This window comes from Rossellomorea aquimaris, assembly GCF_020172085.1.
Taxonomy (GTDB): domain Bacteria; phylum Bacillota; class Bacilli; order Bacillales; family Bacillaceae_B; genus Rossellomorea; species Rossellomorea aquimaris_E.
This window is the reverse complement of record NZ_JAIVAT010000007.1, coordinates 855,407-868,199: the sequence shown is the minus strand read 5'-3', so window position 1 is coordinate 868,199 and position 12,793 is coordinate 855,407. Positions and strand designations below refer to the sequence as shown.

The following is a 12,793-nucleotide window of genomic DNA, read 5'->3' as shown; positions in this document are numbered from 1 at the left end:
GTGCAGGCATTTGTTTATGGATTGGAAGTTGATAATAAAAGGGGGAAAGTCGATAATATATTGTCAAAGTCGATAATAAATGGTCCAAACTCGATAATATATCCGAAAAGTCGATAATAAACCGGCCAAACTCGATAATAAGTCCCCACCCTGCAACAAAAAACGTCCCAAATCACGCTTCGGGACGCTACCTGCCATTATCTATGTGTCAATTCCCCATCAAACTGTGGCAAATACTCTTTATGTGCCTCTAACATTTCATCCAGCAACTGCTTCGCCTTCACGTCACTCGTAACTAGAGGATTGATCGTCATGGCAAGCAATGCCTTCTCATAAGAACCGGTGACGGATGCTTCTGCAGCTACCCGTTCAAAGGATTTGATTTGCTGAACGAGACCACTTACGGAAACGGGAAGTTCTCCGACAGGAACCGGCTTCGGTCCCGCTTTCGTTACGACACAGTTTACTTCGACGGCCGATTCCCGTGGCAAATCACTGAGTGCTCCATCATTGCGGACGTTCAGGGTCTGAATGTCCCCACGATCGTTATAGATGGAAGAGATGAGATTGCATGCTGCGTCGCTGTAATAGGCTCCTCCCCGTTCTTCAAGCTGTGGAGGCTTAACCGCCAAGTGTTCATCCTTATAAAGCTCAAACAGCTCATTCTCCAATTGCTGAACAACTTCTGCACGTGTTGTACCCGTCTTGAATTCTTCTAACTGCTTTTCTAAAATATCTCCGGTTTTATAAAAATAACGGTGATACGGACATGGAATGATGCCTAGACTCTTGATAAAACCAGGTTCCCACGGAAGCGGGGCAATATTTTTCATACTTACCTGTTTCTCAGGATCGCTCATGATGTCCAGCACTTCATCCAATACGCTCTCACCATCCACCCGCACGTCCAATCCGTAAACCATATGATTAAGACCGGCAAAGTCGATCTCCAGGCGTTCAACCTCTACGCCTAGTAGCCGGGCCAAAGTCATTTTCGTGTTGATCGGAAGATTGCAGACACCCACGACCTTAGGATGAGACCCGTAACGCAGCAGTGCTTCCGTCACCATACCTGCAGGATTCGTAAAATTGATCAGCCAGGCATCCGGACAAAGCTCCTGCATGTCTTCCGAGATTTCCAATAGGACCGGAATCGTCCTCATTCCCTTGAATAATCCACCTGCCCCATTCGTTTCCTGACCGATCATCCCATACTTGATCGGGAGACGTTCATCCTGGATCCGTGCTTTCAACTGCCCCACCCGCATCTGCGTGGTGACAAAGTCAGCACCTCTCAACGCTTCTCTCCTATCTAATGTTAGATGGATTTCCATCGGTAATCCCGCTTTTTTCACCATTCTCCTGGCCAGGCTTCCAACAATGTCTAACTTTTCTTTCCCTGCTTCAATATCCACCAGCCATAGCTCACGAACATGTAGCTCATCATAGCGCTTGATCAACCCTTCCACAAACTCGGGAGTATAGCTTGAACCCCCGCCGATCGTAACGATCTTGATTCCGTTTTCCATTGTGAATGCCTCCTGTTTACTTGGCCACAAAGGCCAAAATGAAACTAATGGTGAAACTGACCACAAGCGCTAATACGATCCGTTTCTTTTTAATGGACGCATTCTCAACAGGACCTTCGATTTTCAATAGAATCAGTGAAAGTCCAGCTGTTGCCGAAATTCCTGTTGCTAAAAACACACTCCACTCTTTTGCCAACCCGGTATTCATCAATGGTTTAGAAAGAAGTAAAAGTCCGATAGACACAGAGATCAATAGTACAAACACACTCCTGAAACCGATCCTCTTTGGCACAACTGTTTCTGTCATTTCCTTCCCTCCTGACGCTAGTAAAGAAGTGGGAATCCTAGGACCCCCACTTCTGTTTTGTATAAAACATATTCAGAGTTGCTTTTTTGTAAAACTCCGGCAGCTAGTCCCTCGAGGTCATAAGTCAAACTAACCAAAAAGGCAAAGAGCGCCTTTCCGGTTAGTTCGCCTTATGCTTGTCGCCTCAGGGCGAGCCCCTTACGTTTTTCTTTTATGCCGCTTGCTGCTCGTTATCTTCCATTTTCAGCATTTTTTTGTCGTACATTTTCAAGAATGGGAAATAGATTGCGAATGAGATTCCGATGTTGATCAGAACCATGACGATCGCTCTCCAGTCACCACCTGTTGCCAGGTATGCTCCGATTGGTGCAGGGAGTGTCCATGGCGGCATGATGTAGGTTGGTGATACTAATCCCACGACGGTTGCCACATACGATATGGTTGCCGTGATCAATGGAACTGTGATGAAAGGAATGATCAGAATCGGATTTAATACGATCGGAGCACCGAAGATCACTGGTTCATTAATATTGAAAAGACCTGGTACAAGACATGTTTTCCCTAGTGCTTTTAAATACTTGGAGCGTGAAAAGAATACCATGGCAAGAACTAAGCCAAGGGTTGCTCCTGATCCACCGATCCAGATGAACCATTGGTAGAACGTTTCTGGAGCGATATGTGGAATGGTACCGCCGCTGGCAACAGCATCTGCATTGTTCACGAGGAATACTTCCCAAAGCGGACGTGCTACTGTTCCTACGACAGATACACCGTGAATCCCAAATGACCAGAAGAAATCAATCAGGAATACAGGAACCAATACGCCAAAGATACTGTCACCTGCTGTAACTAAAGGAGCAACAGCCACTTCGACAATGTGGTGAAGATCGACTCCGGCTAATACTGTAACCCCGGAAACTAATAAGATAACAATTGCTACAGGTATAAGTGCTTCAAAGCTTCGTGAAACGGATGCCGGTACTTGCTCAGGCATTTTGATTGTGATGTTCTTTGTTTTACAGAATCTGAGGATCTCGACAGCAAGGATTGAAACGACCATGGCAACGAATAATCCGTGTCCACCAAGGTTGGTCATCGGAAGGACCCAGCCTTCCCCGTCCATTACTTTAGGTGTAATGGTTAAAAGCAGTGCTGCCACTGAAATCTGTGCACCGGATAATGGATCCAGTTTATAGCTTTTCGAGAGATTGTATCCGATCCCGAAGGCTATATAGAGCGACATAATGAACATGGTCAGTCTGTAAGGAATCAGGATTTCGACAATGTTGTCTGCGGCCCACTGCTTGATGTCGCCGAATACTCCGGCGTCCGGCAGTGGCGGGAACGCTAAGATCAAAAAGAATGAACCGACGATAATAAATGGCAGTGCTGAAATAACCCCATCCCGGATTGCTTGCAAATGCCTTTGTTCAGAGAGTCTGGCCATTGGACCTGACAAATTGTTCTCTAGAAAGTTCACAAACTTTTGCATGTTATTACCCCCTTGTTTCCTATTTAATTAATTGGTCAACTCTTTTACTGTTTTCAGTAAAGTCGGCCCGCCAAGTGGCGTGTATGCCTGCGGAGGAATCGGCCCGCACGGAACGTTGGCTTCATCGGCGGCTTTCTTTACCTGGTCAAAACGGTGTCTGATCTGAGGTGCTACCATACATACATCCCATCCCTTTGAGATTTCCTCGGATACTTCCCCTGTTCCGATGGCATGGACCTCCATTTCGATCCCCTCTTTTGTCCCTTCTTTCTTCAGGGCATTGACAACGATTGCGCTGGACATTCCCCCAGAGCATACGAATAATACTTTCATCCCTATTCCTCCTCCTCTTTCATTCGCTGAACCACTTCATGTGTATGGATAATTTGCTCGTAAACGCCATGTCCTTTTTTCATGCATAATGCCACGAATAAAGCATCGATCACGACGAGTTGAGCAATTCTTGCCGTCATGGTCCCGATTCGGATGTTGTGTTCCTCCTCGGAAATTGTCAGGACGATATCGGCGAGCTTCCTTGCCGGTGATTTCCCGTGCTGGGTCAAGAGGGCGATGGTGGCTCCCTTTTCCTGCGCGACGTTCATCAGCTTCAATATTTCTTTTGTCTGACCTGAAGTGGAAACGACGAACAAAACGTCTCTTTCCGTTAAGTTCGCAGCCATCATCATCTGAACATGGATATCACTTGCCTGAAACGCCAGATAATTCAGCCTCAACAATTTTTGTGTGAAATCTTCCGCCACTACAGCAGAACCGCCGACTCCATACAGATATACTCTTTCGGCTTCGTGAAAGGCGTTCACTGCACGATCCAGTTCATCAATGGAAAAAAGCTTTTCCGTATTTTTGATGGCTTGGTAAGTATTGACCAATACCTTATTGAAGACCGTTTCAAGATTATCTTCAAAATGAAGGAGCGTATTGATGTCATGACTCTTTGTTTCTTCGATGTTCGTGCTTTTGGCGAGCTCGATTTTCAAGCCGCTGAAGCTGTTGATCCCGATCCGTTTGCAGAATCGGATGATGGCAGCTTCACTGCTGCCGCAAGACTGCGATAGTTGCTTTGTGGTCATTTCCATTACTTTCTCTGGAAACTCCAGCACGTATTGAGCAACTGCTATTTCAGACGGAGTATAGTTTTCCATCTGACTTTTGATGTGTTTTAAAACCTGGAATTCTGTCATGGTCACCTCCAAAAAAATGATTGTTTTGAAAAGGCTTTCAGTTTAATATGATTATATGCGATAATGAAATTAAATTTCAATATTATTTTAAAATATTTAAACTTTTATTTTACAATTTTGGTAGAAAAGAGTTCTAAAAAGGATTAGGGAGGAATACAGGATGGCAGAAATCCGCAACGTGGAAATGGAGATCTTTGAAATTATATCAAACGGCGGGAATGCGAAAAGTACCGCTTATGAAGCCCTTGCAAAGGCACATGAGGGAAAATTTGATGAAGCGGAAGAAATGATCAAAACCGCCCATGAAGAATTGAATAAAGCCCACAAGACGCAAACCAGCCTGATCCAGGCCGAAATCAACGGCGAAGAATTTGAGAAATCCCTTCTCATGATTCATGCACAGGATCACTTGATGACTTCAATCAGTGAATTGTCCCTGATTGAACAAATGATTCCAATGTTAAAGAGAATCCACACACTTGAAAGCAAATCGAATTAAGGAGGCATCCCCATGAGTAAAAGACTTGGCGTTTCCATCTATCCAAACCATTCTACCACAGAAAAAGATAAAGAATATCTGGCACTGGCAGCTTCTTACGGTTTTAAGCGTGTGTTTACCTGCTTATTATCCGTTGATGGGGACAAGAATGGGATCATCTCGAACTTCAAAGAAACAATCAAATTTGCCCGTGAGAAAAACATGGAAGTCATAGCCGACATCAGCCCCCGTATTTTCAAGGAACTGAATATCTCTTACGATGACCTTTCCTTCTTTGCAGAACTCGGTGCTCACGGAATCCGGCTTGACCTGGGATATACCGGCCATGAAGAAGCGATGATGTCGTACAACCCCCATGATTTAAAAATCGAACTGAATATGAGCAATGCCACGAAATACATTGATAATATCATGACGTACCAGCCCAATAAGGATCAATTATTAGGATGTCATAATTTTTATCCGCACCGCTACTCCGGCTTATCTTATACTTTCTTTATCGACTGCAGTCAGAAATTCAAAGACTTCGGCATGAGAACAGCAGCCTTTGTGTCTTCCTCCGACGCCACATTCGGTCCCTGGCCGGTCACGGAAGGATTGCCGACGCTTGAAATGCACCGTTCTCTTCCTATTGATGTGCAGGCGAAGCATCTATTTGCCACCGGGTTGATTGATGACGTCATCATCAGTAACGCCTACGCATCAGAGCAGGAAATGCAGCTCCTCAGCTCACTGAACACATCGAAGCTGACCTTTACCGTCCACACCCATGAAACGACCACCGATTTAGAAAAAACGATCATCTTTGAAGAACCTCACTTTTACCGGGGAGACGTATCGGATTACATGATCCGTTCCACTCAAAGCAGGGTCAAATATAGAGGAAGGGAATTTACGCCTCATAACACGGCCGACATCAAACGCGGCGATATCATCATTGAGAATGATCTGTATGCCCAATACGCCGGCGAACTACAGATTGCCCTTCAGGATATGGAGAATTCCGGCAAAACGAACGTAGTGGGACGAATCCGCGAAGAAGAAATTTTCTTGTTGGATTATCTGAAGCCTTGGGCCAAATTTGCCTTTCAATCAGGGAAGTTTCAATAGATGACTAGAGTGATAGGAATCGATGCAGGAGGAACAAAGGTTCAAGGTCTTGTTATGAATATGGATAAGACGATCCTATTCCAAAGCTTATCAGGCCACGGAAACCCTTCTGTTTCCTATGAGGAAGCTTTGAGAAATCTATCATCCGTCGTCCAACAATGCCTGGAGCATTCCGCGTCCGATGGGGTCACTCATATTGTGATCGGGATGGCGGGAGGAGGTTCTGGAAATCTATCACAAAGAATTCAGGCAGAATTGAGTAGAATGACCTCCCTTCCTATTATTCTTTTAAATGATGCTACTCTTGCCTACTTTAGTTTGATCGGGAACCGGGATGGTGTAATGACCATCGCAGGCACGGGATCCATTTGTTATGGACGGAATGGGAACCAGGAAGGGACCACAGGGGGATGGGGTCATCTGATCGGGGATGAAGGCAGTGCGTATCACCTCGCCATCCAGGCAAGTAAGCAGATTGCAGATGAATGGGACTGCGGCATTCCTCTCTCCCCCCTCTCCCGCAGCCTGCTGAACGAAATCAACGCAAAGGATGCCAAAGGATTAAAGGGATTCATCTATGCTTCTTCAAAAGGGGAAATTGCCCAACTCACGAAAGTGATCCACAAGGAAGCAGAAGCTGGCGATGGAAGTGCGCTTCATTTATTACAAACAGCCGGCGAACAGCTTGCCCGGCAAACCGTCGCATTAATCGAGAAGTTACAGATTGATTCAAAACCGATCATAGCACTAAAAGGCAGTGTCCTTGAGAAGAATCCGGTTGTGCAATCCTCTTTTAAAGAAACGATCTTAAAACGGTTTAACGATACAACCTTTATCGTCGATTCCACATCCCCTGCGACTGGTGCAGTGGATGTAATTGAAGCCATACAGGCAGGGAGGTTTAGATGTGAGTAAGCGTTTAGCAGTAGGATTAATGTCCGGTACGTCTGTTGACGGAGTGGATGCAGCCCTTGTTTCCATTGAGGGAGCCGGTACGGATACGGTGGTGGAGCTGGTTCATTATTCAACCATTTCCTTCCCGCAGCAGGTAAAAAAGAAAATCTTTGATGTGATGAGTCCCACCGATTCCTCCACTCCCCTCCTATCAAGCCTTCACTTTGAATTAGGGGAGGTTTACTCAGATGCCGTATTGAAGGTGTGTCTGGAAGCTAACATTTCAGTAGAAGACCTCAGCTTTATCGGTTCCCATGGCCAAACGGTCTATCATCAACCGTTTCACACGGAGGATTTGGTTGCTTCCACCCTTCAAATCGGGGAACCGAGCGTGATTGCCTATAGGACCAATACACAGGTCGTGTCCAATTTCCGTTCCATGGATATGGCGGCAGGAGGAGAAGGTGCTCCACTCGTCCCATATACAGAGTTCCTCCTTTACCGAAGAAAGGACGAAGGCAGACTACTACAGAATATCGGAGGGATAGGAAATGTGACGGTCCTACCGAAAGATTGTTCCCTAGATGACGTATTCGCGTTCGATACCGGCCCCGGAAATATGGTGATGGATGGACTTTGTGAGAAGCTATTCGGCTTGTCTTATGACGAAGATGGAACGATTGCAGCCAATGGCACTATACATCCGGAAGCCGCAAGGGCATGGATGGCATGGGAAAAGGAATTTTTCAAGAAAGCACCGCCTAAATCCACAGGGCGGGAACTGTTTGGTGAGGTGTTCGTGAACCGGATCCTTCAGGAATATGGCGATCTGTCGAAAGAAGATCTGGTAGCGACAGCCACCTACTTTACCGCCCTTTCTATTTCGGATGCGTATAAGACGTTCATCTTCCCAGAACACCCCATTAAAGAGGTGATCATCGGCGGCGGGGGAAGTTATAACGGGACGCTCCTCCGCATGATGAGGGAATTTCTCCCTGAAGTGACGATCATCACCCAAGAAGAGATCGGGTACTCCTCAGATGCCAAGGAAGCGATCGCCTTTGCCTTATTAGCCAACGAAACCCTGCATGGCAATCCGAGCAACGTCCCAGGAGCAACCGGCGCGAAAAGTCCCGTCATCCTTGGATCCATCACCCCCAGCCCCATCAAACAATAAACGTATATCTTGAGGGACGGACCTTGATCTTAAGTCGGGTACCGTCTCTCTAGTCTTTTCCGGACAGAATTGAAAAACATGTAAAAAAAGGTGGAAACTAGAATGATCACTCCAGACATTAAAAAGAAGTTCATCGGAATCGTCGGCGAAGAAAATTACCGGGATACTCCTGCTGAGAAACTTGTGTATTCCTATGATGCAACACCCAATTACCAATCCATGCCCGATGCAGTCATCGTTCCGCGTACCACAAAGGAAGTAGCGGAAATCGTGAAAATCTGTCATGAGCATGGCATCCCCATTGTACCTAGAGGATCCGGAACAAATCTTTGCGCAGGAACATGCCCTACTGAAGGGGGAATCGTCCTCCTATTCACCCATATGAACAACATTCTCGAATTGGATGAAGAAAATTTGACCATCACCGTGCAGCCGGGTGTGATCACCCTGGATTTGATTCACGCCGTTGAAGCCAAGGGCCTGTTCTATCCCCCAGACCCGAGTTCCATGAAAATCTCCACCATAGGAGGAAATATCAATGAGAACTCAGGTGGACTCAGAGGATTGAAATATGGAGTCACCCGTGATTATGTCCTTGCTCTTGAAGTCGTTCTTCCCAACGGAGATATCATCCGTACAGGGGGGAAACTTGCGAAGGACGTTGCAGGATATGATTTGACCCGGCTCTTTGTTGGCTCGGAAGGAACACTGTGTGTCATCACCGAAGCAACATTAAAGCTTGTTCCCATGCCTGAGACCAAACAGACGATGCTTGCTCTTTATCAGGATATTGAAGCAGCGGCGCAAAGTGTTTCCAGCATCATCTCTCATCGCATCATCCCGACGACCCTTGAGTTTTTAGATCAACCGACATTGGAAGTCGTAGAGGACTTTGCCAAGATCGGTCTGCCTACTGATGTAAAAGCCGTCCTGTTGATTGAACAGGATGGCCCTCCGGAAGTCGTGGCACGTGATATGAAACGAATGGAAGAAGTATGTTTGCAGAATGATGCGGTATCCGTTCAACTGGCAAAAACCGAAATCGAAGCGGACGCTCTTCGCACCGCCCGACGTTCTGCCCTATCAGCTCTTGCCCGCCTCAAACCGACAACCATTTTGGAAGATGCGACGGTCCCCCGCTCAGAAATTGCGAAAATGGTGAAAGCGATCAATGATATAGCAGATCGTCACGGGTTGAAGATCTGTACCTTTGGACACGCAGGAGACGGAAACCTTCATCCGACGGTGGCAACAGACGCACGGGACCATGATGAAATGGAGCGGGTTGAAGCAGCATTTGAAGAAATCTTCGCCCATGCCATTGACTTAGGTGGGACCATCACCGGAGAACATGGCGTCGGCATGATGAAAGCCCCTTACCTCGAATGGAAATTAGGACCTGAAGGAGTTGGAGCCATGAAAATGATCAAGCAATCGTTTGATCCGAACAACATCATGAATCCAAATAAGGTATTCGCGAAAGAATCAAGAAAACGTGTGGTGATTTCAAGATGACAACTGTGAAGGAAAAGCAAACGATACAACAGGAATTCAAAGACCGCATGGATGAAGATGAATTATTGAACTGTATGAGATGTGGGTTCTGCCTTCCCTCCTGCCCCACCTATATCCAATCGGGGTTCAAGGAATCCCACTCCCCCCGCGGCCGAATCGCCTTGATGAAAGCCGTCGTCGATGATGTGATCGAGCCTGATGAAGAAGTCGAGCGTACTCTCGATCTGTGTCTCGGTTGCAGGGCTTGTGAACCTGTCTGTCCCTCAGGTGTCAATTACGGACACTTGCTGGAGGAAGCACGGGATATCATCAATCAAAATAAAAAACATTCCCTTCCTGTCCGGGTTGTTAGGAAGAGCGTGTTTCAAAGGTTATTCCCCCACCCGGATAGAATGAGGATGGTCACGAACCTACTGGGGATTTATCAACGATCCGGATTGCAAAAAGCCGTCCACACGACGGGCGTGATGAATCTGTTCCCTGAAAGCATGGCCACGATGGAACGTGTACTCCCACAAGCACCTAAAATGAAAGACATGAAGAATCGCCCAACTGCCCTTTCTTCCATTGGGGAGGTTCGGAAAAACGTCGCTTTCTTCTCCGGTTGCTTGATGGATACAATGTTTCTGGAAACGAATAAAGCCACAACCAAACTGCTTCAGCTGGCAGGCTGTGACATCGTGATTCCAAAATCGCAAACCTGCTGTGGAGCCTTGCATGGCCACAGTGGCGAAAAGGATGCTGCAAAGGAATTGGCCAAACGGAACATCGAGGCATTTGAAGACGCAGAGGTTGATTACATCATCACCAATGCAGGAGGATGCGGAGCGTTCCTCGTCGATTATGATCACTTACTGAAAGATGATCCAGAGTGGAAAGAACGTGCTGTCTCATTTAAAAATAAGATCAAGGACATCTCCTCGATACTGGTAGAACTAGAGTTTCATAAAAGGGAATTGAACGTTTCACCTCAGCGAATCACGTATCAGGATTCCTGTCATCTTCGAAACGTTCAGAGAACATTCATGGAACCAAGACTACTCCTTCAATCGGTGGAAGGAGCTGATTTCGTTGAGATGAAGCAGGCCGATCACTGCTGTGGATCTGCGGGCATCTACAACATCGTCGAATCCGAAATGTCTATGAAAATCCTCGATCACAAAATGGAAAACATCGAAGACACCCGGGCCACCACCATCATCACCTCCAACCCGGGCTGCCTCCTCCAAATGAAACTCGGCATCGAACGAGAAGGCCTATCTCACAAAATGCGCGCCATCCACATCGTGGACTTTTTGTTAGAAGCAGTCGAATAAGAGGGACGGACCTCTCCAACCATCATTTTGCCGGCGGCAAATGGACGGTTGGAGGTCCGTCCCTCCCTTTTTATCGTTTCCTTCTCTTATAGAATGAGAAGTAGACGAGGTAAGATAGGATGATTCCATAGGCTGCAAGTAGTGAAATGGCATTGGTGGCGTTGGTTGTGAGCCAGATGATGATGGTGGTGATTGCAATGACCACTGCGCTAATGGTGATGAGTTTGTTCATGGGGGGGACTCCTTTTGGGTCAGGATGGATGATATGGTTATTTACGTTTTAGGTGAGGGAACGGTTTCTTTTTTTATTTTGGGTTGAGCTTTTTGTTCCTGGTACACTCTCTGCTGATTGTACCTGGTAAACGCTCTTCAGGCACAAGAAAACGTAAAAAGACGAACCCTTATCCAAGGTCCGTCCCTCAACGACTCTTCTTATACCCCAACCGCTGCTTTGGTGGTGATGTCGATGGCTTCGGTCATGATGGTGACCATTTTCTGTAGTTCTGCTTCAGTTGTAGCCAGTGGAGGCATGAAGACGATGGTATCTCCGATCGGACGGGTGAGCATGCCTAACTCACGCATTTTGATCGTCGTCCAATATCCAACCCTGTCTTCCCAAGGAAATGACTTTTTCGAATCCTTGTCCTCGATCAGCTCAATCCCGCAGATCATCCCGAGCTGCCTGATGCTGCTCACGTGGGGATGATTCTTCAATGGTGCCAACAGGGACTTTATGATGTCCACTTTCTTCTGTACCTTCCCAATCAAATCATCTCTTTCATAGATTTCCAGATTCACCAGTGCCGCTGCACAACCCAGTTGATTTCCTGTATAGGAATGACCGTGGAAAAAGGTCTTCAATGAGGTGTAATCATCATAAAAGGCTTCATACATTTCTTCTGTTGTGAGAGTGGCGGCAACGGGCAGATATCCTCCTGTAATTCCTTTCGCCACTGTCATGATATCGGGTTGAACACCTTCATGCTCGACGGCAAACATTTTCCCTGTCCGCCCAAAGCCTGTTGCAACTTCATCGACTATGAGCAGGATCTCATATTTCCGGCAAAGCTGTTCGACTCCCTTGAAGTAACCCTTTGGCATGATATTCATGCCTCCGGCTCCCTGTATCAAGGACTCTACTGTCATGCCTGCGATCTCGTGGTGATGCTCTTGAAATATCGTTTCTAATTCACTCAATGCCTGATCCCGAACTTCCTCCTCTGTCGATAAATCAGGATGATGAACCACGTCAGGAAACGGGGCAACAAAGGACTCAAACATGAGGGATTTGTAAACTCGATGAAAAATATCCACTTTCCCGACACTGATGGCACCGACCGTATCACCGTGGTATGCATTTTGAAGCGTAATAAATTTCTGCTTTTCTGGTCTTCCTTTATTTTGCCAGTATTGGTACGCCATTTTGATCGCGATTTCAACCGACGTTGCCCCACTGTCTGAATAAAAGACTCTCTTCAAGCTTTCCGGTGAAAGAGACACCAGCTTTTCCGCTAATAATATCGATGGTACATTCGTGGCACCAAGCAAAGTGGAGTGTGCGATTTTATCTAGTTGATCTTTGATAGCCTGATTGATTTCCTCATTGCGATGTCCATGAACATTTAACCAAAGAGAAGAATATCCATCCAGATATTCGTTCCCATGGATGTCTCGCAAATAGACACCCTCCCCGCTTTCAATCACTAAAGGGTTCTCATCATAATCCTTCATCTGCGTGAACGGAAGCCACAT

Annotated in this window: 13 protein-coding genes; 6 read left to right on the top strand and 7 right to left on the bottom strand. The window is 46.5% G+C overall.

Annotation, left to right across the window (positions count from 1 at the left end):
* Positions 1 to 197: 197 nt before the first annotated feature.
* The 5 genes from LCL96_RS17140 to LCL96_RS17120 all read right to left on the bottom strand — a co-directional run bounded on the left by LCL96_RS17140 (position 198) and on the right by LCL96_RS17120 (position 4,530).
* A complete protein-coding gene (locus tag LCL96_RS17140; RefSeq protein ID WP_224943165.1) occupies positions 198 to 1,529 on the bottom strand; it encodes a 6-phospho-beta-glucosidase in 1,332 nt (443 codons plus the stop codon).
* 16 nt (positions 1,530 to 1,545) lie between these two features.
* Entirely contained in the window at positions 1,546 to 1,836 is a 291-nt protein-coding gene (locus LCL96_RS17135) for a hypothetical protein (RefSeq protein ID WP_224943162.1), read from the bottom strand.
* Positions 1,837 to 2,047: 211 nt separating this feature from the next.
* On the bottom strand, positions 2,048 to 3,328 hold the full coding sequence (locus LCL96_RS17130) for a PTS sugar transporter subunit IIC (RefSeq protein ID WP_224943159.1): 1,281 nt from the start codon (positions 3,326 to 3,328) through the stop codon (positions 2,048 to 2,050).
* Between the two features lie 27 nt (positions 3,329 to 3,355).
* Positions 3,356 to 3,661, bottom strand: coding sequence for a PTS sugar transporter subunit IIB (locus LCL96_RS17125; RefSeq protein ID WP_060673327.1), 306 nt, complete (start codon positions 3,659 to 3,661; stop codon positions 3,356 to 3,358).
* 2 nt (positions 3,662 to 3,663) lie between these two features.
* Positions 3,664 to 4,530: a MurR/RpiR family transcriptional regulator gene (locus LCL96_RS17120; protein WP_224943156.1), complete on the bottom strand. Its 867-nt coding sequence runs from the start codon at positions 4,528 to 4,530 to the stop codon at positions 3,664 to 3,666.
* 160 nt (positions 4,531 to 4,690) lie between these two features.
* Between LCL96_RS17120 and LCL96_RS17115 the strand changes: the two genes are divergently transcribed.
* The 6 genes from LCL96_RS17115 to LCL96_RS17090 all read left to right on the top strand — a co-directional run bounded on the left by LCL96_RS17115 (position 4,691) and on the right by LCL96_RS17090 (position 11,041).
* Positions 4,691 to 5,029: a PTS lactose/cellobiose transporter subunit IIA gene (locus LCL96_RS17115; RefSeq protein WP_224943152.1), complete on the top strand. Its 339-nt coding sequence runs from the start codon at positions 4,691 to 4,693 to the stop codon at positions 5,027 to 5,029.
* Between the two features lie 12 nt (positions 5,030 to 5,041).
* Positions 5,042 to 6,139 carry a DUF871 domain-containing protein gene (locus LCL96_RS17110; protein ID WP_224943149.1) on the top strand — a complete coding sequence of 366 codons (1,098 nt, stop codon included), beginning with the start codon at positions 5,042 to 5,044 and terminating at the stop codon, positions 6,137 to 6,139.
* The gene (locus LCL96_RS17105; RefSeq protein ID WP_224943147.1) at positions 6,140 to 7,054 is read left to right on the top strand and encodes a BadF/BadG/BcrA/BcrD ATPase family protein; all 915 of its coding nucleotides are present in this window, start codon (positions 6,140 to 6,142) and stop codon (positions 7,052 to 7,054) included.
* On the top strand, positions 7,047 to 8,210 hold the full coding sequence (anmK, locus tag LCL96_RS17100) for an anhydro-N-acetylmuramic acid kinase AnmK (RefSeq protein WP_224943144.1): 1,164 nt from the start codon (positions 7,047 to 7,049) through the stop codon (positions 8,208 to 8,210). Before LCL96_RS17105 ends, anmK begins: the two co-directional genes overlap by 8 nt.
* Positions 8,211 to 8,312: 102 nt before the next feature.
* Positions 8,313 to 9,725 carry a glycolate oxidase subunit GlcD gene (gene glcD / locus LCL96_RS17095; RefSeq protein WP_224943141.1) on the top strand — a complete coding sequence of 471 codons (1,413 nt, stop codon included), beginning with the start codon at positions 8,313 to 8,315 and terminating at the stop codon, positions 9,723 to 9,725.
* Positions 9,722 to 11,041, top strand: coding sequence for a (Fe-S)-binding protein (locus LCL96_RS17090; RefSeq protein WP_224943138.1), 1,320 nt, complete (start codon positions 9,722 to 9,724; stop codon positions 11,039 to 11,041). The genes glcD and LCL96_RS17090 overlap by 4 nt, the downstream gene beginning before the upstream one ends.
* A gap of 70 nt (positions 11,042 to 11,111) precedes the next feature.
* Here LCL96_RS17090 and LCL96_RS17085 read toward each other — a convergent pair whose 3' ends face one another.
* Both LCL96_RS17085 and bioA read right to left on the bottom strand, forming a co-directional pair.
* Positions 11,112 to 11,273: a hypothetical protein gene (locus LCL96_RS17085; RefSeq protein WP_224943135.1), complete on the bottom strand. Its 162-nt coding sequence runs from the start codon at positions 11,271 to 11,273 to the stop codon at positions 11,112 to 11,114.
* A 200-nt stretch (positions 11,274 to 11,473) separates the two neighbouring features.
* Entirely contained in the window at positions 11,474 to 12,793 is a 1,320-nt protein-coding gene (gene bioA, locus LCL96_RS17080) for an adenosylmethionine--8-amino-7-oxononanoate transaminase (protein ID WP_412103603.1), read from the bottom strand.

Excerpts from the sequence above, each read along its gene's own strand:
- LCL96_RS17120 (WP_224943156.1), bottom strand. The coding sequence starts at position 4,530 with ATGACAGAATTCCAGGTTTTAAAACACATCAAAAGTCAGATGGAAAAC.
- LCL96_RS17110 (WP_224943149.1), top strand. The coding sequence starts at position 5,042 with ATGAGTAAAAGACTTGGCGTTTCCATCTATCCAAACCATTCTACCACA.
- LCL96_RS17090 (WP_224943138.1), top strand. The coding sequence starts at position 9,722 with ATGACAACTGTGAAGGAAAAGCAAACGATACAACAGGAATTCAAAGAC.
- LCL96_RS17140 (WP_224943165.1), bottom strand. The coding sequence starts at position 1,529 with ATGGAAAACGGAATCAAGATCGTTACGATCGGCGGGGGTTCAAGCTAT.
- LCL96_RS17135 (WP_224943162.1), bottom strand. The coding sequence starts at position 1,836 with ATGACAGAAACAGTTGTGCCAAAGAGGATCGGTTTCAGGAGTGTGTTT.
- LCL96_RS17085 (WP_224943135.1), bottom strand. The coding sequence starts at position 11,273 with ATGAACAAACTCATCACCATTAGCGCAGTGGTCATTGCAATCACCACC.
- LCL96_RS17105 (WP_224943147.1), top strand. The coding sequence starts at position 6,140 with ATGACTAGAGTGATAGGAATCGATGCAGGAGGAACAAAGGTTCAAGGT.
- LCL96_RS17115 (WP_224943152.1), top strand. The coding sequence starts at position 4,691 with ATGGCAGAAATCCGCAACGTGGAAATGGAGATCTTTGAAATTATATCA.
- LCL96_RS17125 (WP_060673327.1), bottom strand. The coding sequence starts at position 3,661 with ATGAAAGTATTATTCGTATGCTCTGGGGGAATGTCCAGCGCAATCGTT.
- glcD (WP_224943141.1), top strand. The coding sequence starts at position 8,313 with ATGATCACTCCAGACATTAAAAAGAAGTTCATCGGAATCGTCGGCGAA.
- LCL96_RS17130 (WP_224943159.1), bottom strand. The coding sequence starts at position 3,328 with ATGCAAAAGTTTGTGAACTTTCTAGAGAACAATTTGTCAGGTCCAATG.
- bioA (WP_412103603.1), bottom strand. The coding sequence starts at position 12,793 with ATGTGGCTTCCGTTCACGCAGATGAAGGATTATGATGAGAACCCTTTA.